Genomic DNA, 24,507 nt, shown 5'->3' with positions numbered 1-24,507 from the left:
GCCTCCTGGCGCGCGATGTCGACCTCGCCCATGTAGACCACGCATTCGAGCCCGAGACGGGCGGCGACGGTCGCGCTGGCCACGCCATGCTGACCGGCGCCGGTCTCGGCGATGATGCGGGTCTTGCGCATGCGCCGCGCGCGCAGCGCCTGACCGATGGGGTTGTTGACCTTGTGCGCGCCGGTGTGGTTGAGATCCTCGCGCTTGAGATAGATCTGGGCGCCGCCCAGCTCGCGGCTCCAGCGTTCGGCGTGATAGAGCGGCGAGGGCCGCCCGACATAATCGCGCAGATCCGCGTCCATCTCGGCCTGAAAGTTCGGATCGGCGAGACAGGCGGCATAGGCCGCGCGCAGTTCCTCCAGCGGATGCATCAGCGTCTCGGGGACGAACATCCCGCCATAGGGTCCGAAATGACCATGGCTGTCCGGCAAATCGTAGGCCGGTCGATCGTCGGCCGGCCCGCGACCCGGCTCCGTGCGCGATGCACGGCGGTTATCGGCGTTTGTCGCCATCGTTTACCCCTTGCAGAAAAGCGAAAATCTTTGCGTGATCCTTGATGCCCCTGGCGGATTCGACACCGCCGCTGACATCGACCCCATAGGGCCGCAGACGTTCGATGGCCTCGACGACATTCGACGGATCCAGCCCGCCCGCGAGCACGATGGACGCGGCCAGCTCGGGCGGGATGCGGTCCCAGTCGAAGCGCTGTCCCGTGCCCCCAGCCCGTCCGGGCTCGAAGGTATCGAGCAGAAGTCCGGCGGCCCCCGCGAACCGTGCCCGCTCGGCCATCGGGTCGATGCCGGGGCGCATGCGGATTGCCTTGATCCAGCGCCGCCCGAAGCTCGCGCAGTGCGCGGGCGTTTCATCGCCGTGAAACTGCAACAGATCGAGCGGCACCCGATCCAGGGTCGCGCGGATCGTCGCGGGCGCGGCATCGACGAAGAGCCCGACCGCGCTCACGAAAGGCGGCAGACACTCGCAGAGACAACGCGCCTGCTCGGGCGTCACGGCGCGCGGACTTGGCGGATGAAAGACGAACCCGACGGCATCGGCGCCCGCGGAGACCGCCGCGTCGAGATCGCGCGCGCGCGTCAGGCCGCAGATCTTAACCCGGGTTCGGACCATGCGCGAGGAGGCGTTGGGAGCCGAGGCCGTTGGCGGGGAATCGATGGGGTCGGTCGGCATCAGGCGGCGGTCAATTCCGGCAGTGGCGAAGCGGTTTCAAGTTGAGGCAGGCCAAAGTGCGGCGGATAGTCGGCACGCACGAAATAGAGTCCCTGCGGCGGCGCCGTCACGCCGGCGAGGGTGCGGTCGCGCACCTCCAGCAGTTCCCGCGTCCAGTCGACCGGCGCGTCGCCTTGGCCGATGGCGATCAGCACGCCCGCGATATTGCGCACCATGTGATGCAAAAAACCATTGGCGCCGACCCGGATCGTCAGCATCCCGTCCTGCTCGGAGAGTTCCAGATAGTGGATCCGCCGCACCGGACTCTTCGCCTGACAGGCTACCGCGCGGAAGCTCGAAAAATCATGCTCGCCAACCAGCACCGCCGCCGCCCGCTGCATCCGCGCGCAATCCAGCGAGGCATGCACCCAGACCGCGCGGTCGCGCCGCAGGGGCGAGCGAGCGCGCTGGACCATGATCCGGTAACGGTAATGCCGCGCCAGGGCGCTGAAGCGCGCATGAAAATCCGTTCCGACCGGATGCGCCCAGCGCACGGCAACATCCGGCGGCAGGTTCACATTGGCCCCCAGCACCCAGGAGCGCTCGCGCCGCTGTGCCGAGGTTTCGAAATGCACCACCTGTTCGAGCGCATGGACCCCGGCGTCGGTGCGTCCGGCGCAGACGACGCTCACCGGATGATCGGCGACCCGCGAGAGCGAGACTTCAAGACAGGTCTGGACGGTGCGAACGCCGGGCTGCTGGGTCTGCCAGCCGCGAAAGCCGGTGCCATCATACTCGACGCCCAGGGCGATTCGACCGGAGATCAAGGGGTCATACCGCCAAGACTCAAGCCAACCGCTCCAGCAGGGCACGCGCCTCGATCTTCTGCTCGTCGCGACCCTCCGCGATGACCTCCTGAAGAATCTCGCGCGCTGCCTCGGCATCGTCCATTTCGAGATAGGCACGCGCCAGATCGAGCTTGGTGGCGGTCTCGTCCCAGATTCCCGAGTCCATCTGCCACTGCGAGGAAAGGTCTTCGGTAGGAACGCTTTCCTGCTCAGGATGCAGACCTGATCCGGATAACTCCTGCTTGCCCAGGGTGACCATTGGAGACTCCGCCGTACCGGATGGATGAGTCCCCGCCAACTCATTGCGCGCCAATGTGGGCTCGTCTTCCAGCCTGGAATCGAACATGGAATCCAGCTCTTCCGCGACATCCAGACTCGTATCGTCCAGCGTGAGCACCAATTCGGACTCATCGCTGGTCGGTTCATGCGCGATATCGGCGAAAAGATCGCGATTCAGCGATTTCTGTCCATCGTCGGAATGCAGCGGGAGTCCCAGATCCAGCAACTCCTCTTCCAGCACCAGATCGTCAAGATTTGCCGGTTCCGTCAGGATGTCGCCCAGGACGTCATCGCTAAATTGCAGCGGCGAATCGTCCCGCGGTTCGGATGCAGTCGCGATCGGTTCCCGCGCTGCTGTCTGCTCGAAAGGTTCTGCCGAACCCCGTTGGATGCCGCTGAGATCCAGCAGTAGCGAATCGCTTTCGGTCAGGTCCAGAGAATCCGTCATGAGATCGCCTGGGCTAGCCTGGCCGGATTCCCGCGCGGGTGCCGCGCCAACCGCAGCCATTGGCGCGGGCATGTCCGAACCGGTGGCTTGACCGGACTGGGTCTGCGCGGAAAGATCCTGCAATCGCTTCCACTGTCCCGGCTGGGTACGGTCTCCGCCAGCCGCTTCGATCGACTGCATCGTCTTTTCCAGCCCCCGCGCATCCTGCGCACCGGCATAAGCCTCGGCGAGCTTGAACTTGATGTCCAGTCGATCCGGATAGCGCGCCATTTCCTTGAGCAGAAGTTCCCGCGCCTCGAGGTGTCTGCCATAGGCAATATAGATGTCGGCTTCCGAGAGGACATCCGCCTCGTCCGTTTCGGCGTCAAAATCGCTGAGGGAAGACATCAGCGACAAGGGAGATTCAGGCTCCTCATCGTCTTCTTTGCCGAGGACCAGCGGCGTCCCGAAGCTTGACTCCCGTTCAGCCCGAGTCTTGACGGCCGCCTCCTCTGGAGTCAGCGTTGCATGGAGTCGAGTCGCATCCTCGGGTTCCGAGAAATCGAGTCTGTCGAGAGACAATTCGGTTTCGCCGCGATCCTCCTCTCGACGCCTGCGTCTGGCCGTCAGCCATGAAAACGCCAGAACACCCAGGGCGGTCAAGGCGGCGAACCCGGCCACTGGAAGCATCAAAGACTGCCAGGTTGAAGACGGCTCCGCCGCGCTCGCCTCGCTTCCCGGATCCTGAGCCGCGATGGGCGCCACCGCCCGAGACGCGGGGGTTTGCTGACCAACCTGATCGAGCGCGGCGCCGGATTGGCTGACGGCCGGAGTAGGCACGGGAATCGGTATCAATTCGTTTGCTGGACCAGCGGTTTGCGCGGATTCCGATTCGCTCGATGTCTCTCGCGTATTGGTGAAATCCGCCGGCAATCTCTCGAGGAGAGGCAGCTCTGTCGCGAGCGGAGCGCCTTCCGGCGGTTGCGTCGTTGCCTTGGACGACAGTTCTCCCGATACCGATTCAGCCAAGACTTTGGAGTCAAGATCCGAGTCCTTTGGAACGACTTCGCGAGTGACCTCGCCCAGGACACCGGGAGCCACATCGTTCCCTTTGATCCGCTCTACTTCGGCATTGCGCTGTGTCAGCAGGTTCTGGATATCCGCCAGTTGCGTCTCCAGATCCTTGATACGCTGGCGCAATTCAACGGCTTCCTGGCGCGCGCTTTCACTGGTCTCAAGGGCCAGCAGAAGATCCTGTTCCATGCGCGGGGCCGGGACCGCCGCAGTTGGTCCTGCAATGGGAACCCCCGCCGATGCCGAAGGAACCGCCGCATCCGATGGAACGGCTCCAGCGATCCGCAAGCGCGAGGAAAGCGCCTCCGGGGGAATCGCCGTGATCGGCGCACGGCGTACCGCGCCTCCGCGAAGCGCCGCGGCGAATTCCCGTTCCGCGGCGGCGGCGTCGAGCGCGAACAATTCCTCGCGGGTCGGAATGATCAGCGTCTTGCCGGCGATCAGGCGATTGATGTTACCGCGACTGAAAGCGCCCTGATTGTTCCGGTGCAGCGCCATGGCTGTCTGCGCCGTCGTGGCGCCAGCCGGGGCATGATTGAGCGCCAGCCGCCAGAGACCGGCGCCCGATTCGATCGGCCCGATGTAGATTGGAAACCCGTCGCCGGGGGCGGGAATATGGTTTGAGGGCGATGAAGTCACGCGACTTATGCCCGGAGCGCCACCGCTCCGGGCGCCGACCGCCTGGGGGGTATCCACGCGCGGAGCCCGACGATTGGCCAATACCGGCGGATCCAATAGAATAGTGTATTCCTTGACCAGTTGACCTCTGGGCCAGTTGATATCGACCAGCACGTCCATGTAGGGTTCGCGAATCGGCTCCCGGCTCGACACGCGAATCACTGGTTTACCCTGAGGCGAAAGCCCCGGAGTGAAGGTGAGTTTGGTTAGATAATAATAGCGTTCGATGCCAGCCTTGTTGAATGCTTCCTGAGAAGCGATCGAGACCTTAATGGCGTCCAGTTCGTCAGGGTTGACGTCATGAATGTCTATCTCGCCGGAAAAAGGCTGGTTCAATACGGATAAGGTACGGATTCCACCCAGGCCAAGAGCGGAGGCATCGGTGCCTGCCAGAATCATGGTCATGCTTGACACTAGAATAAGCTTGCGAGACATCCCCCACCCTCGTGCACCGCGCGACGACATAGTCTGAACGAACAGGACGTCAGAGCACGGCCCTGTTCGCCCAACCCTTCGAGAAGCGCCCTCAGATTGAACCATCGCATCCAATCCTGCTTGAATTGCGCACAGCATAGCATGCGAACGTTGAACCTTGATCCAGCCTCGCATGAATCGACAGGCGTCAGCGTCGACGCGTTTGGCGTATTTTGGATGTTATAAATGATTTAAACCGCATTTCACAGATCGCCCTTGGCGCCATGAGACGAGGGTCACTCAAGATAACGCATCTGCCTCTGGAAGAATTGAACAAGCCCATGATGCCTGAACGATCAAGCCTCGCCGCGCATGGCTCAGCGATCGAGCAGGATGGAGAGCATCCGCCGCACGGGCTCCGCGGCGCCCCAGAGCAACTGATCGCCAACCGTAAAGGCCGAGAGGTAGTTTTGGCCCAGATTCATTTTGCGCAAACGACCGATCGGAACCGTCAGGGTGCCGGTCACGGCGGCCGGCGACAACTCACGCACGGTCGTCTCGCGATCGTTCGGGATCAGCCGCACCCAGGCGTTGGCGCCCGCGATCAATGACTCGATCTCGGCCATCGGGACATCGCGCGTCAGCTTGATCGTCAGCCCCTGACTGTGGCAGCGCATGGCGCCCACCCGCACGCACAGACCGTCGATGGCGAGCGGTTGCGACTCCAGGCCCAGGATCTTATTCGTCTCGGCCTGACCTTTCCACTCTTCCCGACTCTGACCATTGTCCAGTTGAGTGTCGATCCAGGGGATTAGACTCCCGGCCAGGGGCGCGCCGAAATTGGCGGTGGGGAAACCCGCGCCCCGCATCGTCTCGGTGACGCCACGGTCGATGTCCAGGATCGCGGAGGCCGGATCCAGGAGCAGCGGCTTGACGGCCGCGTTGAGCGCGCCCATCTGCTCCAGCAGTTCGCGCATGTTCTTGGCCCCGGCGCCCGAGGCGGCCTGGTAGGTCATGGCGCTGACCCATTCCACCAGCCCAGCCCGAAACAGCCCGCCGAGGGCCATCAGCATCAGGCTCACGGTACAATTGCCGCCGATGAACTCGCGTTTGCCGGCATTCAGCGCCGCGTCGATGATGGGGCGGTTGACCGGGTCCAGAATGATGGTCGCGTCCGGCGCCATGCGCAGTGTCGAGGCGGCATCCACCCAATAACCGTCCCAGCCGCTTGCGCGCAAGCGGGGATGGATCGACTTGGTATAGTCGCCGCCCTGACAGGTGACGATCGCCTCCAGGGCGCGCAGATCGTCCAGCGATTGCGCATCCAGCAGCAGCTGGGCGCCGCGCCCGACATCCGGACCAGGCTGGCCGACCTGGGAGGTGGTGAAAAAGACCGGCTCCGCGATCCGCGCAAAGTCATTTTCCGCGCGCATCCGGTCCATCAGGACCGAACCCACCATGCCACGCCATCCGACAAAACCAACCCGCTTCATCAACCGCCTACTCCGTCAACAATGATCTGAAAAACCGCTTGAACCGCAACGCCGGAGGCGGCGATCAATCCGGCGTGGAGAGCGCCGCGACGACCGCATCGCCCATTTCGACCGTGCCGACCTGACGCATCCCGGCCGACAGGATATCGGGGGTCCGTAGCCCCTGGTCGAGCACCCGCGACACGGCGGTCTCGATCCGCTCCGCCACCTCTGGCGCGCCGAGCGAATAGCGCAGCATCATGGCAACCGAGAGGATGGTCGCCAGCGGATTAGCCACGCCGCGTCCGGCGATATCGGGCGCCGAGCCGTGGATCGGCTCGTACATGCCCTGCCCCGCCGCGTTCAGCGAGGCCGAGGGCAGCATGCCGATGGAGCCGGTCAGCATCGAGGCGCAATCCGACAGGATGTCGCCAAACAGATTGCCAGTGACCATGACATCGAACTGTTTGGGTGCGCGCACCAGTTGCATGGCGGCGTTGTCGACATACATATGGGTGAGCGTGATCTCGGGATAGTCCGCTGCCGTTTTGATCGCGACCTCGCGCCACAGCTCGGTGCATTCGAGCACGTTCGCCTTGTCGACCGAGCACACTCGCTTGTCGCGCTTCATCGCGATGTCGAAGGCGACGCGGCAGATGCGCTCGATCTCGGACTCGGTGTAGACCATCGTGTTGATGCCGCGACGCTCGCCGGATGGCAAGGTCTCGACCCCGCGCGGCTGGCCGAAGTAGATGTCGCCGGTCAGTTCGCGCACGATCATGATGTCCAGCCCCGCGACCACCTCGGGCTTGAGGGTCGAGGCATCCGCCAGTTGCGGATAGAGGATGGCCGGACGCAGATTGGCGAACAGACCGAGCCCGGCGCGCAGACCCAGCAACCCTTTCTCGGGACGCTTGGAGATATGCAGCGGCTCCCACTTGGGTCCGCCCACGGCGCCGAGCAGGACGGCATCGGCGGCCTTGGCCGCGTTCAGGGTCGCCTCGGGCAATGGATCGCCGAATGCGTCATAGGCGACGCCGCCGACCAGGGCGTGTTGCAGGGTGACATCGATCGCACCCTCGGCTTGCAGCGCATTCAGCACCTTGATCGCCTCGGCCACGATCTCCGGACCGATACCATCACCCGCGACGACCAGAATGTTCTTGCTCAACAGTGGTTCTCCAAAGTAAACCGCGTCCCGCGCGATAGGCGTTGTTGCAGGTGATTCCAGCCTTATGGCAATCAGAGGCAATCGGCGAGACGCGGTTTACATGATAAAAATAAAATAGTTAAACCGCGTCAGCGACAACGTTTGTGGATGAACGCAACATTGCACCAATACACAAACCTCGCATGCCATGCCAGACGCGGTTTAAGCACCAATGAAGACCCAGGGCGCATCGCTCCGACGGCGTTCCTCGTAAGCGCGGATCGCATCGACCTGCTTCAAGGTCAGACCGATGTCGTCGAGCCCCTCGATCAGGCCATGTTTGCTGCCCGCCTCGACCGTGAACGGAATGCAGGTGCCGTCGTCCAGCGTCAGGTTCTGCACGGACAGATCGACCGCGATCCGCAGCGGAACGGCACCCGTCGCCTGCTCGAACAACCCGTCCACCACCTTGCTGGCCAGCACGATGGGCAGGATGCCATTCTTAAAACAGTTATTGAAAAAAATGTCGGCGAAGCTCGGCGCCAGAATGACCCGGAAACCGAAATCGGCCAGCGCCCAGGGCGCGTGCTCGCGCGAGGAACCGCAGCCGAAATTCTCGCGCGCCAGCAGGATTTCGGCCTGGCCGTAACGCGGATCGTTGAGCATGAACGTCGGATTCAAGGGCCGGTTGGTGCAATCCATCTCCGGCTCGCCATGGTCCAGATAGCGCAGTTCGTCGAACAGATAGGGACCGAAACCGGTCCGCTGGATGCTTTTGAGAAACTGCTTCGGGATGATGGCGTCGGTGTCCACATTGGCCCGGTCCAGCGGCGCGACGACGCCCGTGAAATTCTTGAACGGTTCCATTTACAGCGCCCTCACATCGACGAAATGACCGGCCACCGCGGCGGCCACGGCCATGATCGGACTCACCAGATGGGTGCGTCCGCCCTGCCCTTGCCGACCCTCGAAATTGCGGTTGGAGGTGGAGGCGCAGCGCTCGCCCGGCTCCAGCCGGTCGGCGTTCATGGCCAGACACATGGAACAGCCCGGCTCGCGCCACTCGAAACCGGCCTCGGTGAAAATCCTGTCGAGCCCCTCGGCCTCGGCCTGCGCCTTCACCAGACCGGAGCCTGGCACCACCATCGCCAGTTTGATGCGGTCGCTGACCTTGCGGCCCCTGGCGACCTCGGCGGCGGCGCGCAGATCCTCGATCCGCGAATTGGTGCAGGAGCCGATAAAGACCTTGTCGGGGCGGATGTCGACGATCGGCATCCCGGCGGTCAGGCCCATGTAATCGAGCGCGCGACGGATGCCACCGGCCTTGACCGGATCGGGCTCGGCGTCCGGATCGGGCACCCGACCGTCGATCGGCAGCACCATCTCCGGCGAGGTTCCCCAGGTCACTTGCGGTTGAATACTGGCCGCGTCCAGGTCCACCACCCGGTCGAACGCGGCGCCCTCGTCACTGACCAGGGTGCGCCAGTGCGCAGCGGCGCGCTCGAACAGGTCGCCGGTCGGCGCGTAAGGACGTCCGCGCAGATAGTCGATGGTCTTCTCGTCGACCGCGATCAGACCGGCGCGGGCGCCCGCCTCGATGGTCATGTTGCAGACCGTCATGCGCCCTTCCATCGAAAGCGCGCGAATGGCGTCGCCGCCGAACTCGATCACGTAGCCGGTACCGCCGGCCGTACCGATCTCGCCAATGATGGCCAGCACGATGTCCTTGGCGGTTACGCCCGGACCCAGGGCGCCGTTCACGCGGATCAGCATGGTTTTGGACGGACGCTGGATCAGACACTGGGTCGCCAGCACATGCTCGACCTCGGAGGTGCCGATGCCGAAGGCCAGCGCGCCGAAGGCGCCATGCGTGGAGGTATGCGAATCGCCGCAGACCACGGTGCTGCCCGGCAGGGTGAACCCCTGCTCGGGTCCGATCACATGCACGATACCCTGGCGGTGATCGCCCATGCCGAATTCGGTGATGCCGAAGGTCGCGCAGTTGGTGCCGAGCGCCGCGACCTGGATGCGCGCCACCGGATCGGCGATCCCGGCGGCGCGCTCATGCTCCGTGGTCGGGACATTATGGTCCGGCACGGCCAGGTTGGCCGACGTCCGCCAGGGTTGGCGACCGGTCAGCCGCAATCCCTCGAACGCCTGGGGCGAGGTGACTTCGTGGACCAGTTGACGATCGATATAGAGCAGGGCCGTGCCATTGTCGTCGACGCGGACGACATGCTCGTCCCAGAGTTTGTCGTAGAGGGTCTTGGCGCCCATGGCCCAACCTCGATGCAAAAAATGGAATTAACTAGGATAGTCGGGGAGCGGTGCAAACTCAAATCCTGGCAGAGTGCCGAATGGCCCTGGGATCGCCGAGTTGCACTCGGTTCTCCGGCCACCTAAACGCCGAGCATCTCCAGACCGCCCATGTAGGGCCGCAGCGCGTCCGGAACGCGAATCCCGCCGTCCGCCTGCTGATAATTCTCCAGCACGGCAACCAGAGTACGCCCGACCGCCAGCCCGGAACCATTGATGGTATGGACCAACTCGGGCTTGCCGGTCTCGGGATTGCGCCAGCGCGCCTGGAGCCGGCGTGCCTGGAAGTCGCCGAAATTGCTGCACGAGGAGATCTCGCGATAGGTCTGCTGACCGGGGAGCCAGACTTCCAGGTCGTAGGTCTTGCGCGCGGAAAAGCCCAGATCGCCGGTACACAGCGTCACCACACGGTAGGCCAGCCCCAGGCGTTGCAGGATGGTTTCGGCATGCCCGGTGAGCGCTTCGAGCGCCTGAAGCGATTCCTCGGGGCGTGTGACCTGGACCAGCTCGACCTTCTCGAACTGATGCTGGCGGATCATGCCGCGCGTGTCCTTGCCGTAGGAACCGGCCTCGCTGCGAAAACAGGGGGTATGCGCAACCCATTTGCGCGGCAGCTCGGCGGCCTCGAAAATCACGTCGCGCGCCAGGTTGGTGACCGGCACCTCGGCGGTCGGGATGAGATAGAGCGTCTTCTCGCCCGGCACCTTGAACAGATCCGCCTCGAACTTGGGCAACTGACCCGTGCCCTGGAGGCTCTCGGCATTGACCAGATAGGGGACGTAGGTCTCGGTATAACCGTGCTCGCCGGTGTGGGTGTCGAGCATGAACTGGATCAGCGCCCGATGCAGCCGGGCCAGCGGACCGGAGAGCACCACGAAACGCGAGCCGGCGATCTTGGCCGCGAGATCGAAATCCATCCAGCCGTTGACCGCGCCCAGGTCGACATGATCCTTGGGGACAAAGTCGAAGACCGGCGGTGTGCCCCACCGCCGCTCCTCGCGGTTGGCGGATTCATCCCGACCGTCCGGCACGCTGGCGTCGGGCAGATTGGGCAGGGCCAGGCTGATGGCGCTGACCTCCTGCTGAATCTCGCTCAGACGCGCGTCGGCGGCCTTGAGCCGCTCGCCCAGGTCGGACACCTCGGCCAGCAGCGGTGCAATATCCTGCCCGGCCGCCTTGGCCTGACCGATCGTCTTGGCGCGGGTGTTGCGCTGGTTCTGCAAGTCCTGAACCGCGATCTGCAAGCCCTTGCGTTCCGCTTCCAACGCCTCGAAACGCGACTTGTCCAGGATCAGCCCACGCCGGGCCAACTGCTCGGCGACCCGGTCGAGATCGGTCCGTAATAAACGTGGATCTAGCATTCTCGTTCCTGCTTCTTGATGAACGCCGTCGTGAAATCGCCCGCCAGATAGCTCTCTTCGATGCGCAGATCGGCGTCAAGCTCCTGGCCCAGACGTTCGATCTCGCGCGGCAGGTAAAAATTGTAAATGGGCGAGGTGTTCCAGCCTTTCAGCAGGTTGAACACGAATCCAGTCTCGCAGGCGGCATAACAATTGCGAATAAACTGGTCGCTCTCTTCGCGGGTCAGGGTGTTCATGGCGCCGCTACAAAGATAATAATCGGCCTTGGGCAGCGGATCATTGAGGACATCGAGGATCCGGATCTCGCAGCCGGTGCGCGTGCGCGCGGTCTCCACCATGGGCTCCATCACATCCAGGCCGAGATAGCGCCCCGGTCGATCGCCGTGGCGTTCAAGGTAGCAATAGAGATCGCCGAAGCCGCAACCGGCGTCCACCAGCGTCAGGCCGGAGAGGTCGTCCGGCAACAGGGCGCGCAACACCCTGAACCGCATCTCCTGGCTCTCGGTTGAATTCCAGTGCACACCTTCGGCGGTCTCGCCGTGCGCAGCGAGTGAGCTGCGATAGAAATCGTCATTATCGACTCTTGGCATCTTGGTCTTTCTCAACAGTTCCAGGGATCCTACCGCCAACCGATCAAGGCTTGAGGTTGTCCGTTGTGGGAGCGCGTATTTCCAATCAAATCGTTGCTTAAAAACGACCGCTATCCACTGACCACGAGCGATGACGTCATGGATGGGACGGGAGCGGTTGGGCAATTTTCACGCAAAAGACAGTCCGGACAGACCGGTCGGGTCCGGCACGCCTGTTTGGCGTGACGAACGATCAGTGCATGGTACTCCTTGAAGAGCGACACGTCAGGGCCGAGCGCCGTCTCCAAGGCGCGACGGATCTGCTCGTAACCTTCGTCGCCAGCGATCAGGCCAAGCCGGGCGAACAGCCGGCGGGTATAGGCATCGACCACGAAAATCGGCCGCTCGAAGGCATAGAGCAGCATGTCGTCGGCGGTCTCCGGGCCGATCCCCTGGACCGCGAGCAGATCGCGCCGCAGGGTCGCGGTATCGCGCGCGTCCAGTCCAGCGAAGCCTCCCGCCGCCAGATAATACGCGCAGAAGACGCTCAACCGTCGCGTCTTGACGTTGAAGTAGCCCACCGGACGCAAGACTTCAGCCAACACAGCCGGATCAAGCGCGAGGATCTCGGCGGGGTCAAGCGCGATCGACTCAGTCAATCGCGCCAGCGCCCGCTCGACATTGATCCAGGCGGTGTTCTGGGTCAGCACGGCACCGACCATCACCTCGAATGGGCTGTCGGCGGGCCACCAATGTTGTTGTCCATACGCCGCGAACAGGGCAGCATAGACCCTTCGCAACCGCCTCCCGTCCAGCACGAGATCATTGGCCTGTTTTCGCAAGGGAGCCACCCTATCGGTTAAACTCTCATCATCAAGCCTTTCATCGTGGTGAAGCCAGCGTCACGATCGGATTGTCAATTCTTTCGTCAGCCGTCAGCCGCAAACCGCGCAAGACTTGAGGATTTCCCCATGACAGGTAAGCCCATCGCCATCCGCTTGACCCTGCTCGCGCTTCTCGCCCTGCTGGCCTGCGGGCCGGTCGACGCGGTCGACGTGGTCTTGACGCTGGACCGATCGCTCAGCATGAAGGGCAATGACCCAAACCGGGACAGTCTCAAAGGAGCGGAGCTTTTCAGCGAACTCCTTGGCGCCGAGGATCGTCTGGCGCTGACGACCTTCGCGCAAGAGAGCGAACGCCTGCTGCCGCTGACGCCACTGTCCGACACCGGAACCCGCGAACGGATTGCCTCCCTGATCCAGCAAGTCCGGATGGATGGCATACGCACGAATTTCGAGGCCGCGTTGCGTACCGCGTCTCGGCTCTTTCCAGACCAACCCCCGGATCCGGCGCACCCGCGGGTGCTGGTGCTGTTTTCCGATGGAGAACTCAACCTCGGAAGCGAGGAGGCCAACCAGACCTCGCGCGCCGCCATCGTCGAGGAGATCATCCCAACATTTCAGGCGGCCGGCATCCGGATCCTGGGGGTCGCCTATTCTCCGGAGGCCGATCTTGCGTTTCTCCGTCAATTGGCCGACGCGACGGGCGGCCAGGCATTTCGCGCGGACCAGCCCGCGGATATTTACGACGCCTTCGTCCGGCTGTTTGAGCAGACCGATCAACCCTTGACGGTGCCCGTGATCGACGGCGCGGTCAAGATCGACGCCAATGTCCACGAATTGAAATTGCTCGTGAAGCGCGACACGGGCGATGGGCCAATGCAACTCACCGACCCCAGTGGCCGGACGTTCGGCGCGGGCGAGCAAACGCCAGGGGTGGATTGGAAAAGCACGCCGTATTTTGACCGCATCTCGATTCAGCAGCCAGAGGCGGGATCCTGGAAAGTCACCGCGGATAACGCGGACAAGAAGGCGTATATCGAGAGCGATCTCGATATGCACGCCACGCTTCCGGTGTTGGCGAGCCTGGACGAGACGGTGACCGTCGTCGCCAAATTGCTGTATCGCGGCGTGGCGGTCGATCCCAGCCTCATGAAAAACACACGCTTCACGGCCACCTCGCTCGACGCGTCCGGGGCCATCCAGCAGCAACTCGAATTACAGCCAGGCGCGAGCGATCCGGCAGCCCGGGATTATCGTGGCACGCTCGCCTTCAGCGCGCCGGGCCTGTTCCAGGTGCGCGTCAGCGCCGAGGGGGTGGATTTTCAGCGCCAAAAGACCTATTTCCTGACGATCGTCGGGGCGGAGCATCCGGTGCCACCCGTTGCCCCGCAAGCGACCGGCCTGCCGGACAACGCCACGGCAGCGGATTCGCCGGATTCCGATCAGGCGACCCAGCGCACCGCATTCTTCATTTTCTTGTTAGGAAACCTCGGCTTTTTGGCCCTGGCCGGTCTTGGCGTCGGTGTCTGGTGGTGGCGCCGACGCCGTCGGATCGCGCCGGACGAGATCGACCCGGATGACTAACGCCACCCCGCCATTCCACCAGATCAGCGCATGACCAACAGGGACAACTTCCCATCATGACTCCGGCTCACTTTGTTTGGATCTATGGTCTGGCCGAGGCGCTGGCCCTGAGCCTGGTCTTCACCGCGCTGTTTGGAATTCAATGGTGGCGCCTGCGCCGGGATCGTCAAAAATTCGAGCGAAGCAGTCGGGCGATCGCCGGCATGCTCAAGGAAGAGATCGCGAGGCTCAACAACAAACCGACCGCAAGACCGGAGTTGCGCGGGAGCCTGGAAGCCTGCCTGAGCGCATTCTCGAAGCCGTTTAAGAAGCGACAACTGGCTGACGAAGAGGCGTGGAAAACGGTCGTTGAAAACGTCGGACACTGCTTCGATGATTTGCAGCGAACCACGCAAGGGGTGTCCGGGACAGGCCATCCGTCGGGACTCGACGCCAGCGACGACATGGCGGGATTGTCTGACACGGAACTGGATTCGGGGATCGATTCATTGCTGACCGGATATCGAGCGGGCACCTCGGCGATCGAGACCAATCGGGAGGCAACCGCCGAGCTGAAACGCAACTACCAACAATTACAGCTTGCCAACCGGAATCTCCGGCAAACACTCCAGGTCGATAAAAACAGCGAGTTGTGGCAACTGTTCGACACCTCCGAACGCAGCAATGCCGTTTTCATGCGCACGCTCTCGGTGAAGGAGCGCAGCTATAACCTCCTGGTGAAAGAATTCGAGGGGCTGCGGGAACACGTCCATAATCTCCAGGTGACGATCGGCAACTATCGAAAATCGGTGCATAAATTAGTGCTCGAACAAAACGGCCTCGCCGAGGAGAACAAACAGCTTCACGAACAGCAAGAAGTCACGACCAGGCTCGTGACCCGGTTGAATCGCGATTACGACACCTTACGCAACGAATACACCAAACTGTTTGACACGATTCGCGAATGACCCTGCGACCGCCGGCAGACGTCAGGTCCGCTCAACGACATCCGCGCGGCTGCTCTCCCAAGATTGACGATGTTTTTCCAGTGCATTCGCAAGCGCTTTCGGGGTCATTTTACCCTGCCTGACCAGAACTTCGCCCAGCGGGATATTCTGCTGAGCGAGTACCTTCAGGGCCGCGGTGCAATCGTTGAGCGCCAGAATCCCCAGTGCATCGACGGCCTCGCAGAAGGTCGCCATGTGCTTCCATTGATAGGCGCGCGCACGGGTGACATCCTCGATGGTCAGGGTTCCCAGCTCGATCAGTCGAAACAAAGAATAGGAATTCAACTCTTTTTGCACCCTTGCGGCTTGCACGATCTCCGCCTCGCTCAGGATGTCGTGCAGAACCAGAAATCGGCCAAAGAGCACCGGGACATCCAGCACATCCAGCACATCCAGAACCGTGTCGTTCATGACCCGCCTTCCGACACCGTGGCGACTTTCGACACGATCACGACCCCCTCGCGGGAGACGGCGAAACGCTCGCGGTCGCGTTGCGCATCGAAACCGATCCGTTCCCTGGGGGGAATCTCGATGTCTTTCTCGACGATGCAGTGGCGCAGATGCGCCCCCTCCCCCACCACGACGCCATCGAACAGGATCGACGCCTCCACGATGGCTCCGTCATTCACGCGCACCCGCGGAAAGAGGATCGAGTGATTGACGCCGCCCCCGCTGATCACGGTGCCGGCCGCCAGCATGGAATTGACGAAGACGCCCTCGTTGCCCGTCACGGAGCCGGGCACGGTGCGGGCCGGGGGATATTGTCCCTGATAGGTATTGATGGTCCAGTCCGACTGATAGAGATCGAGCGGCGGTTGCGCGAGCAGCAGCGCCATGTTGGCCTGATAATAGTCATCGATGGAGGCGAGATCGCTCCAATACCGATCCGGCGTCACGCGCCCGCGCGTCTGGCCAAAACGATAGGCGCAGACAAGATGATCCTGCGTCAAGGGTGCGATCAGGTCGAGCGCAAGATCCTTGTCCGAGGCCGCGCCGCGCTCGATCCGGCCCAACCGTTCAAGCAGAAACGGCTTGTCGAACAGATAGACGCCCATGGTTTCAAGATGCTCGTCGCCCACCGTCGCGCGGTCGCCGGGACGCCGATCCACCATGACAGGTTCGGTCAATCCCAGAATGCGTTCCGCGTCATTCACCCTGACCCGCGCCTGGGTTGCGGATCCCGGCTCCGCAGTCGCGCGCACCGCGACGGTGATCCGGGCGCCGGATTCGCGATGCGCCCGCGCCAACTCCGCGTAATCCATGCGGTAGACCGCGCCGCCGTCGAGCACCAGCACCTGACTGGCGCGATTGCGTTCGATCAGATAGCGATTCTGGCGAATGGCATCGACCGGACCGGCATACCATTCCTGGCTCTCGCGCATCTGCGGCGGCACCGGGGTGATGAATTCGCGCAGTTCGGGATTGAAGATCGACCAACCGTCGCGCAAATGCTTATGCAGCGAGTGGCTCTTGTATTGGGTTAGGACCAGCACCTGACGCAGTCCCGAATGCAGACAATTGGCCAGTGTGAAATCGATGACCCGATACTTGCCGCCGAACGGCACCGCGGCCTTGGTGCGATGGATGGTCAGGGGATCGGGACCAGCGCCGCGATCGATGGCAAGCACGAGGATCAGGGTATCGGCGGACATGGCGCCTCTTCGGATAAATGGAAACCGGTCGTCACAGCCGTGCAGTCTAGCGGGAACGCGGGGCGAAAAGCCAATTTGCCATCAGCGAATCGCAGCGGCCAGCCAGCCGACTCGCGGTGACGCCGGACGCTCGGCGCGGCGCGGTTGCATGATGCGCTTCCTGTCCCGCACGGCCCGATCCAGCCCGACGAACAGCGCCCGCGCGCTATCCGCGATGATCTGCCCAGCGAAACGCCACACGCCCAGATCGGCATCCATGGCGGTCTGAGCGAGGCTGAATTGATGGTTCCGCTCTGCGTTCTGGCGGTTGAAAAACGCGACGAATTAGTGAGCGAGCGCGTCCTCGATCGTCTGGCGCAGCATCTCGCGGGTGACGGGTTTGGTCAGCGTGGCGCGAGCCCCAATCAGTTTGGCCGATTCCAGATTGAATTCCGCGCTAATGGCGCGCCGCCCGCCCGAAATCGCGATGATGGGGATCCGATTGCCGCGCTGGACCAGTTCCAGGATGAGTTCGATGCCATCCTTCTCGGGCATGAGGATATCGGTGATGATGAGATCCGGCGGTTGCACGCCGATCGCCTGTAATGCCTCGTTGCCGTTGCCGACGGTGCGCACCTGATAGCCTTCGCGGCGGACCATGTCCTCGAGCATGTGACGAAAGAGCGCGTCATCGTCGACGATAAGTACCTGAACCATGTGCTGAGTTCTCCGGTCTGGTGGGCTGGCGGCGGATGCCCGCGCGTCCAGAAACAGGCGTCGTTTCGAGGATCATGCCCTGGATGTGGAATCGCGCTGAGTCAGCGCGGCATGATCGATGCCTTGAAATGGGTCATGGCCGCAGACGCAACGCTACCAGAATTCGATACTCGCGGCGGCGTCGGGTTGGTGGCCGGTTTCGATGCGCAGGTACTCCTCCAGCAACTGGCGCAGGGCCTCGGGGAACGTGAACACGTCGCCCGTCTCCGCCGCGAATGCCTCGCACAGGCGACGACGTTGGACCAGGGTCGTCTGCAGGCGGCCGATCCGCTGGCTGGCGATGTCTTGATACTGTAGGGGATTCAGCACCCCGCCAATGTGTTTGACCAAGTCGGTATTCTGTTGCGTGACCACGGACAGCAGGGTTTTGTAGAACTGCCGCATGTCCTCGAAATGCTCTTCGAGACGCTGAATGGAGTCCACGGCATGGGCGGCCTGTTCGAGCTGTTTGCCCGAGTCGTCGAGGAGTTCGAGCTGAAGGCTGCGTTCGACCGCGCCCAGGGCGCGAGCGAGCCCCGCATCGTTGGTGCCTGCGGCAACACTGGCGCGCGTGGCCAGGCAGCGCATCTCATTGGCCACCACCGCAAAACCGCGTCCGGCCTGGCCCGCGTGCGCCGCCTCGATCGCGGCGTTGAGCGCCAGCAGACTGGTCTGTTTGCTGATGTCCTGGATCGTGACCGCGAGTCCCTCAAGTTGCTTGATATCCGCGACGGTCGCTTGGATGGTGGCCATGTCGTGGCGGATCTTGTCCGGCAGCTCCTGCACGAAACGCCCGATCTCGTTGATGTAAGCGACCCCCTGTTGGATTTCGTCCTCCAGGAGACGGGCATTGAGCGTCGCTTTGCCCAAATACCCATACAAGGCAGTGGCGAGTGCGTCCATCTGCCGCGCCTGATCGAGGATGGCGATTGCCGACGCCTCGCTGTCGTGCTGCGCGACCGCGAGTTGTTCATGAAACGCGCGATCCAGGGCGGCCGTCCGGGCGAGCGCGTCCGCGTTCGCTTGGTGTTTGTCAGCGGCCCGCGCGAGCGGGGCCTCGCCGGCCGCGATCGCCTTGACCATGGCGTCGATAGTGCGCTGGTTGAGACGCCAGAACGCCAGCCCGGTCAAGCCATTGGTGCCGAGCAGCAGGCACGCGATCAGGATGGCGTGTGCCAGCGTCTCGCTCACGCCGAACCGACCCGCCTGGAGCGCCAGCCAATCGTCGATCGGGCACGCCAGCGCCGCGAGCGCGAAGGTACCCGCCAGGATCAGCGGCACCATGGCGCGCGCGAGCGCCCGGGATTGCGACAACGCCTCGTTGGCCGGCGAAAGAGGGCGATTGAATTGCGCCATGACATCGGTTCCTCGGGGACGGGCGTTTCCCATGAATCCATCTCCACCATCTCACTGCCAGGATTAACGATCAATTTTCGCTGGGCGGCAATCCGTAGAGACCGCATCCGTAGAGACCGCATCCGTAGAAGCCCTATCCGCAGCCATCCGCACTTGTCGGACGCGGAACGCTCGTTCAAAATCCTCATCCTCATCCTCATCCTCATCCTCATCCTCATCCTCATCCTCGGGCGATCATCCGCCATGTTCGGAAATCAGGAGCGGGATGATCGGCGAACGTCTCGACTGGATCGGCGCAGAGGAGGCGCAGAAGAAATGACAATACCAAACCAGAACACAGCGCACGTCAACTTCAATTGGACGCACGATCTGCTCAAAGCCTTTGTGGAGAATATGCCGGCTCGAGTCTTCTGGAAGGATCGCGAGTCGCGCTATCTGGGCTGCAACACCCAGTTTGCGAACGATGCCGGGTGCGCCGACTCGGACCAAATCATCGGAAAGAGCGATTTCGATCTGTGCTGGAAGGCTCAGGCCAAGACCTACCGCGCCAACGATCGGGAAGTGATGGAAACGGCCAGCCCCCTGCTGAATTACGTCGAGCAGCAGCAAACCCCGGACGGCCGCCTGATCTGGTTGGAGACCTCCAAGTTGCCGCTGTACGACGAACGGCGTCAGGTCGTCGGCTTACTGGGCACCTACCAGGAAATCACCGAGCGCAAGGAAAACGAAGACCTTCTGTTCAAGAAGATGGAAATGCATCGCGCGATATGCGATAGCACCCATTTTTCGATCATCACCACCGACGAGCGCGGTGTCATTTATCTCTTCAATGTTGGCGCCGAGCGCATGCTGGGATACTCGGCCGCCGAGGCGATCGGCCAGCTCGCGCCAGAGGTGATCGGCCAGCGCATCCTAAAGGGCGCTTGCGACCCGCAGACAGGCGAGACCATTTTCATCGAGTTGAGTGCCAAGCCCGCCGACGCCGCGACCCTGCTCGGCCTCGAAACATTGGCGCTCAAGACGCGCCATCGGACCGATAAACTCTGCATACTGAACTTTCTCCGCAAGGATGGCAGTGTCGTCCCGAGCCAGGTGTCGGTCTCGACGCTGCACGACGTCCAGTGGCGCACGATCGGGTATCTCCTGATCGGTTCCGACGCCAGTGCGCGTTACGCGATCGATCAGGAGCGGGAGCGCCATGATCTCTCGCTGAAACAAATCAACAGGGAACTCACCAACGCCAAGCTGGCGGCAGAGCAGGCCAACGTCGCCAAATCGGCGTTTCTGGCTTCGATGAGCCACGAAATCCGCACCCCGATGAACGGGGTGGTCGGCATGATTGGCGTTCTGCAGCAGAGCAGTCTCAGTCGTCATCAATCGGAGATGGTCGACATCATAAGCAACTCGGCCATGGCCCTGCTGTCCATCATCAACGACATCCTCGATTTTTCCAAGATCGAGGCCGGCAAGCTGCAGCTCGAGTGCCTGCCCATCGAGGTCGTCGGGGTGGTCGAAAAGACGCACCGGATCATGCTGAGCCTCGCCGAGAAGCAGGGGGTGGCCCTGACCTGGTGATTCCCGACATCCTCATGGGCGATCCGGGACGGCTGCGCCAAATCCTGATCAATCTCCTCCACAACGCGATCAAGTTTTCCGGCGGTCGGCCACAACCGGGGCGCGTGTCGGTACGCGCCGTGCTGGAGCACCATCACCCCATGCAGGCCACCGTGGCGTTCTATGTTCAGGACAACGGGATCGGCATGGATGCGGCGACGCGCACGCAACTGTTCGACGCCTTCGTGCAGGCCGACGCCTCGACCACCCGCCGCTTCGGCGGGACCGGTCTCGGACTCGCCATCTCGGCGCAATTGACCGAGTTGATGGGCGGTGACATCGAGGTTCTGAGCGAGCCGGGACAGGGCTCGGAGTTTCGGGTGTGCATCTCCTTCGCCGTGCCGGACGCGGCGACGCTGGTCCGCCCGCGGGCCGCGGACGCGGATCAGGCGGACGCGGATCAGGCGGCAGTTCTGGCGCGCGACCCGAACCCGACGCCCTGCGTGTCCCTGTCCTGCCCATCGGCGCGTCCACGAGAAGACTGCCTGATCCTGGTCGCCGAGGACAACGCGATGAATCAGGAGGTCATCCGCCACCAGTTGTCCCTGCTCGGCTACGCCGCCGACATCGCCGACAATGGCCGAGCGGCCCTCGACCGCTGGCGACACGGCCGGTATGACCTGCTGCTGACCGACCTGAGCATGCCGGACATGGACGGCTACGAACTGACCGCCGCCATCCGGCGCGCGGAGGACGCGCGCGCGCGCCTCCCCATCGTCGCCCTGACCGCCAACGCACTCAAGGGCGGGCGGCAGCATTGCCTGGCGGCGAACATGGACGATTACCTGACCAAGCCCGTGTGCTTCGCGGAGCTCCAGGCCACCCTGGAGCGGTGGCTGCCGATCGCGGCACCGCCAGCGCCGCCGGGCACCCTCGCGGAGCCCGGCGACGGCCCGCCGGCAACGCTGGATCCGACGGTCCTGCCGTCGCTCGTCGGCGAGAATCCGGCGCGGCTCGCGAGGTTCCGGCAACACTACCGGCGGTGCGCGCACCAGTTGGCGGAGGAGTTGCGCGCCGACCTGGCTAGCGGCGACTGGACTGGGGTGAGCGATCGCGCCCACCAACTGAAATCGGCGTCCCGTGCCGTGGGCGCGCTGGCTCTCGGCGAGATCTGCGATCACCTGGAACAGGCGGGCAGTGCGGGCGATGGCGAGGCCATCCAGTCACTTGCCCTGGGGTTCGAGACGAACCTGGCGGCGGTTTTGTCTGCCTTACCGGAAACGGAGTTCGACCCTTGACGTCTCCTCTTAGAAGGAGGCGGATTCCAGACCTCGCGGCGCACTCGCGCGGAAAAGACAATCCAAAACGTCCGGCCTCAAGGGCATCAAGGGCGGGGTTGCAACCGGAGGATTTTTGATGCACAGGACCCACTGTCTGATCCTCGATGACGACCCTTTTTCACTGGCCCTGCTCTCGCATCAGCTCGACGGCTGTTGCTTAGGTTTCAGGAAACCCTGCTGTTTCGGGAAAACCTGCTGTTTCAGGGAAATCTGCACGTCCGGCCCGGAGGCATTGATCAGACTGGAGGCGCGCGCCAGCGACACGCAGTTGCTCTTTCTCGACCTCAACATGCCCGACATGGACGGAATCGAATTCATCCGCCGGCTGTCGATCATCCCTTACACCGGCGCCCTGGTGCTGGTCAGCGGAATGGATCGACGCTTCCTGGAGGTCACGGAGCGGCTCGCCCGCGCCCATGGCCTGAATGTCCTCGGGCATCTCCGCAAACCAGTCCAGCCCGAGGCGCTCCGCGGCCTGCTGGCGGACTGGCATGTCCAAGGCGTCCACGCCAAGCGTGCCCCAGACAAGGTTTATGACCCCGATGAGGTCCGGTGCGCCATCGCCGCCGGCGAACTGGAGAATCATTATCAGCCCGTGGTGGATCTGACGACCGGCCTACTCCAGGGGGTGGAGACCCTGGTGCGCTGGCGCCATCCAGAGGACGGTCTGGTCTTCCCGAATCAGTTTATCGGCGTGGCCGAGGCGCACGGCCTGATCGACGAGCTGACCCGAGGCGTGCTCAGGGCGGCGCTGGAGCAGACCCGGCGTTGGCGCGACGGCGGCCTGGCGCTCCGGGTGGCGGTCAATATCTCCATGGACAATCTGGCCCGGCTGGACTTCGCGGATTTCGTGCTGCGCGAGGTCGTTCGCGCGGACCTGACGGCGCGGGATCTGATTTTGGAAGTGACGGAATCCCGTCTCATGCTGGATATCCGCACGTCCCTGGACATCCTGGCCCGTCTGCGACTGAAGGGCATCAGTCTGGCCATCGACGATTTCGGCACCGGCCATTCCTCGCTGGCGCAACTGTGCGCCATCCCTTTCGACGAACTCAAGATCGACCGGAGCTTCGTCCATGGCGCCCATCGCAATCCGACCAAGCGGGTCATGGTGAACGCCAGCATCAGCGTGGCCCAGCAGTTGAACATGAAAACCACCGGCGAGGGCGTGGAGGATTACGCGGACTGGAATCTGCTCCGTCGGCAGGGCTGCAACCTTGCGCAAGGCTACTTCATCGCTCGGCCGATGCCCGCCGAGGAGCTACCCGGCTGGCTGGCCGACTGGAACCGGCAGCGTCTGGAGCTGCGACAGGCATGACAAGGCAATCCGACCGCTATGCATCGCTGCGCGTCCTGATCGTGGACGACCTGCCATTCGCGCGCCAACTGATTCGGAGCATGCTCCAACAGATGGGCATCCTCAAGATTGTCGAGGCGAGCAGCGGTCAGGACGCCCTGAACCATCTGAGCGAGAATCCGGTCGACCTCCTGATCTGCGATTGGCACATGCCGGGCATGTCGGGGCTGGAGGTGCTGATCGAGGTTCGCCAGCAGGCGTGCTACGCGGCCTTGCCGGTGCTGATGGTGACGGCGGAGCTGAAAACCGCGCAGATCCAGGATGCCATTCGGGCGGGGGTGACGAGCTATGTCGCCAAGCCTTTTCGGCCCGAGATTCTGAAAGCGCATATCGAGAGTTGTCTGGCGAGGTAGGTCTGCTGATTGCTATTTTCCCAGAGGACGGACTCTGTGCATCGGATCTGCCGCGCAACGGCGACCTCGCCATGTACCATGCCAAGCGCACCGGCAAGAATACCTATCGGTTTTTCGCGTCATCCTTGTCGGCGGCATCCTGATCGACCACGAACACCAGCGTCGACAGGCGACCTAATTCGGCGAGGTGGTTCGCGTGCATTTTGATCATCATCTTCGACCGATGGCTTTCCACGGTTCGCATACTGATATCAAGGTGTCGAGCAATCTCCTTGTTGCTCTGTCCTTGAATCGTCAGCGCCATCACCGATTGCTCGCGAGGCGTCAGTTTGTTGAAACGCTGAATGATCGTTTGTTCGATTGACAGCGACGCGCGCCGCTGACGGTCCCTCAACAGGGCCATCTCGACAAGCGGCAACAGGGATTCCGGGCTGGTGTGAGATGCCTGAAAGTCGGCCACGCCGCCCAGCGTTTCCTCCATGAGCGTCGGGAAATCCTTGATGGAGGTCAGCAAAACGATGGGTAAGTCGAGAATGTCTAGCGCCAGAAATTGGTACCCCAGAGCGATGTCGTCGTGCTCCGAAAACTGCGGATTGAGGAGCAGGCAACCCGGTTCCAAGGTAAAAACGTTGTCCAGGATGTCACGATGAGAGGAAAAAATCTTCACGCGATAACCGGCCAGTTCAAGCAGCAAAGCGACCCGCTCACGCCGCTCCCGGTCATGATCCATGAGATGGACAGTTTGCTCCGCAATCAGCATTTTATCGGGGCTTCTCGTCCCTTAAACAGCGCTTTATCCGCCTGTTCCAGAAGGGCGTTCAACGATTGTCGCTCCTGTTGCCTCCCGCCACCCGCGCAGCGTTGGCACTCGGCGATGTCGTTCAGGACGATCCACCACCGGGGCGCGTCATTTTCGTTCGGTGGCGCGAGGCTGGTCACCAGACGGACCCAGCGCGGTTCGCCGTCTTTCCGTTGCACACGCAGTTCGCAGGACTG

The 24,507-nt window shown here is 62.8% G+C and carries 24 protein-coding genes; 6 read left to right on the top strand and 18 right to left on the bottom strand.

What is annotated here, in order from left to right; all coding sequences use genetic code 11:
* The 11 genes from QZY07_RS24780 to QZY07_RS24730 all read right to left on the bottom strand — a co-directional run.
* Positions 1 to 512, bottom strand: a 512-nt coding sequence (locus tag QZY07_RS24780; RefSeq protein WP_295408688.1) for a pyridoxal-phosphate dependent enzyme, incomplete at its 3' end; no start/stop codon positions are given.
* The gene (locus tag QZY07_RS24775) at positions 493 to 1,125 is read right to left on the bottom strand and encodes a phosphoribosylanthranilate isomerase (RefSeq protein WP_295408691.1); all 633 of its coding nucleotides are present in this window, start codon (positions 1,123 to 1,125) and stop codon (positions 493 to 495) included. The genes QZY07_RS24775 and QZY07_RS24780, both read right to left, overlap by 20 nt.
* 59 nt (positions 1,126 to 1,184) lie before the next feature.
* Positions 1,185 to 1,991, bottom strand: a complete 807-nt coding sequence (gene truA / locus QZY07_RS24770) for a tRNA pseudouridine(38-40) synthase TruA (RefSeq protein WP_295408689.1) — start codon at positions 1,989 to 1,991, stop codon at positions 1,185 to 1,187.
* Positions 1,992 to 2,010: 19 nt separating this feature from the next.
* A complete protein-coding gene (locus tag QZY07_RS24765; protein WP_295408686.1) occupies positions 2,011 to 4,875 on the bottom strand; it encodes a FimV/HubP family polar landmark protein in 2,865 nt (954 codons plus the stop codon).
* A gap of 386 nt (positions 4,876 to 5,261) precedes the next feature.
* Positions 5,262 to 6,377, bottom strand: coding sequence for an aspartate-semialdehyde dehydrogenase (gene asd, locus QZY07_RS24760; protein WP_295408684.1), 1,116 nt, complete (start codon positions 6,375 to 6,377; stop codon positions 5,262 to 5,264).
* Between the two features lie 64 nt (positions 6,378 to 6,441).
* Positions 6,442 to 7,527, bottom strand: coding sequence for a 3-isopropylmalate dehydrogenase (gene leuB / locus QZY07_RS24755; RefSeq protein ID WP_295408682.1), 1,086 nt, complete (start codon positions 7,525 to 7,527; stop codon positions 6,442 to 6,444).
* 201 nt (positions 7,528 to 7,728) lie between these two features.
* Complete coding sequence (leuD, locus tag QZY07_RS24750; RefSeq protein ID WP_295408680.1) at positions 7,729 to 8,373, bottom strand: 3-isopropylmalate dehydratase small subunit; 645 nt, start codon at positions 8,371 to 8,373, stop codon at positions 7,729 to 7,731.
* Positions 8,374 to 9,783: a 3-isopropylmalate dehydratase large subunit gene (leuC, locus tag QZY07_RS24745; RefSeq protein ID WP_295408678.1), complete on the bottom strand. Its 1,410-nt coding sequence runs from the start codon at positions 9,781 to 9,783 to the stop codon at positions 8,374 to 8,376.
* 122 nt (positions 9,784 to 9,905) lie between these two features.
* Complete coding sequence (gene serS, locus QZY07_RS24740; protein ID WP_295408676.1) at positions 9,906 to 11,183, bottom strand: serine--tRNA ligase; 1,278 nt, start codon at positions 11,181 to 11,183, stop codon at positions 9,906 to 9,908.
* Positions 11,177 to 11,773 carry a class I SAM-dependent methyltransferase gene (locus QZY07_RS24735; RefSeq protein ID WP_295408674.1) on the bottom strand — a complete coding sequence of 199 codons (597 nt, stop codon included), beginning with the start codon at positions 11,771 to 11,773 and terminating at the stop codon, positions 11,177 to 11,179. Before QZY07_RS24735 ends, serS begins: the two co-directional genes overlap by 7 nt.
* Positions 11,774 to 11,883: 110 nt before the next feature.
* Positions 11,884 to 12,552: an endonuclease gene (locus QZY07_RS24730; protein WP_295408672.1), complete on the bottom strand. Its 669-nt coding sequence runs from the start codon at positions 12,550 to 12,552 to the stop codon at positions 11,884 to 11,886.
* Between the two features lie 171 nt (positions 12,553 to 12,723).
* Here QZY07_RS24730 and QZY07_RS24725 point away from each other — a divergent pair, with 171 nt between their 5' ends.
* Both QZY07_RS24725 and QZY07_RS24720 read left to right on the top strand, forming a co-directional pair.
* Positions 12,724 to 14,178 carry a vWA domain-containing protein gene (locus tag QZY07_RS24725; RefSeq protein WP_295408670.1) on the top strand — a complete coding sequence of 485 codons (1,455 nt, stop codon included), beginning with the start codon at positions 12,724 to 12,726 and terminating at the stop codon, positions 14,176 to 14,178.
* A 56-nt stretch (positions 14,179 to 14,234) separates the two neighbouring features.
* Positions 14,235 to 15,125 (top strand): hypothetical protein, encoded by an 891-nt coding sequence (locus tag QZY07_RS24720; protein ID WP_295408668.1) that lies wholly within the window; start codon positions 14,235 to 14,237, stop codon positions 15,123 to 15,125.
* A 21-nt stretch (positions 15,126 to 15,146) separates the two neighbouring features.
* Here the strand turns inward: QZY07_RS24720 and QZY07_RS24715 are convergent, their stop codons facing one another.
* The 5 genes from QZY07_RS24715 to QZY07_RS24695 form a co-directional block, all read right to left on the bottom strand.
* The gene (locus tag QZY07_RS24715) at positions 15,147 to 15,575 is read right to left on the bottom strand and encodes a hypothetical protein (RefSeq protein ID WP_295408665.1); all 429 of its coding nucleotides are present in this window, start codon (positions 15,573 to 15,575) and stop codon (positions 15,147 to 15,149) included.
* Complete coding sequence (locus QZY07_RS24710) at positions 15,572 to 16,816, bottom strand: sugar phosphate nucleotidyltransferase (protein ID WP_295408663.1); 1,245 nt, start codon at positions 16,814 to 16,816, stop codon at positions 15,572 to 15,574. Before QZY07_RS24710 ends, QZY07_RS24715 begins: the two co-directional genes overlap by 4 nt.
* Positions 16,817 to 16,897: 81 nt before the next feature.
* Complete coding sequence (locus tag QZY07_RS24705; protein ID WP_295408661.1) at positions 16,898 to 17,074, bottom strand: hypothetical protein; 177 nt, start codon at positions 17,072 to 17,074, stop codon at positions 16,898 to 16,900.
* A gap of 66 nt (positions 17,075 to 17,140) precedes the next feature.
* Positions 17,141 to 17,512: a response regulator gene (locus tag QZY07_RS24700; RefSeq protein ID WP_295408659.1), complete on the bottom strand. Its 372-nt coding sequence runs from the start codon at positions 17,510 to 17,512 to the stop codon at positions 17,141 to 17,143.
* 153 nt (positions 17,513 to 17,665) lie between these two features.
* Positions 17,666 to 18,940, bottom strand: coding sequence for a methyl-accepting chemotaxis protein (locus QZY07_RS24695; RefSeq protein ID WP_295408657.1), 1,275 nt, complete (start codon positions 18,938 to 18,940; stop codon positions 17,666 to 17,668).
* A gap of 282 nt (positions 18,941 to 19,222) precedes the next feature.
* Between QZY07_RS24695 and QZY07_RS24690 the strand changes: the two genes are divergently transcribed.
* The 4 genes from QZY07_RS24690 to QZY07_RS24675 all read left to right on the top strand — a co-directional run bounded on the left by QZY07_RS24690 (position 19,223) and on the right by QZY07_RS24675 (position 23,511).
* Entirely contained in the window at positions 19,223 to 20,482 is a 1,260-nt protein-coding gene (locus QZY07_RS24690; protein WP_295408655.1) for a PAS domain S-box protein, read from the top strand.
* Positions 20,479 to 21,759 (top strand): ATP-binding protein, encoded by a 1,281-nt coding sequence (locus QZY07_RS24685; RefSeq protein WP_295408653.1) that lies wholly within the window; start codon positions 20,479 to 20,481, stop codon positions 21,757 to 21,759. Before QZY07_RS24690 ends, QZY07_RS24685 begins: the two co-directional genes overlap by 4 nt.
* A gap of 118 nt (positions 21,760 to 21,877) precedes the next feature.
* Entirely contained in the window at positions 21,878 to 23,119 is a 1,242-nt protein-coding gene (locus QZY07_RS24680) for an EAL domain-containing response regulator (protein WP_295408651.1), read from the top strand.
* Positions 23,116 to 23,511, top strand: coding sequence for a response regulator (locus tag QZY07_RS24675; protein WP_295408649.1), 396 nt, complete (start codon positions 23,116 to 23,118; stop codon positions 23,509 to 23,511). The genes QZY07_RS24680 and QZY07_RS24675 overlap by 4 nt, the downstream gene beginning before the upstream one ends.
* A 103-nt stretch (positions 23,512 to 23,614) precedes the next feature.
* Here the strand turns inward: QZY07_RS24675 and QZY07_RS24670 are convergent, their stop codons facing one another.
* Together QZY07_RS24670 and QZY07_RS24665 are read right to left on the bottom strand one after the other, a co-directional pair.
* The gene (locus tag QZY07_RS24670; RefSeq protein WP_295408647.1) at positions 23,615 to 24,271 is read right to left on the bottom strand and encodes a LuxR C-terminal-related transcriptional regulator; all 657 of its coding nucleotides are present in this window, start codon (positions 24,269 to 24,271) and stop codon (positions 23,615 to 23,617) included.
* Positions 24,265 to 24,507 (bottom strand): hypothetical protein (locus QZY07_RS24665; protein WP_295408645.1); only part of this gene is annotated, 243 nt, incomplete at its 5' end. The genes QZY07_RS24665 and QZY07_RS24670, both read right to left, overlap by 7 nt.

Origin of the sequence: uncultured Thiocystis sp. (assembly GCF_903866365.1) — a bacterium.
Classification (GTDB): Bacteria; Pseudomonadota; Gammaproteobacteria; order Chromatiales; family Chromatiaceae; genus Chromatium.
The sequence above is the reverse complement of the archived record's forward strand: the minus strand, read 5'-3'. Positions and strand labels throughout refer to the sequence as shown.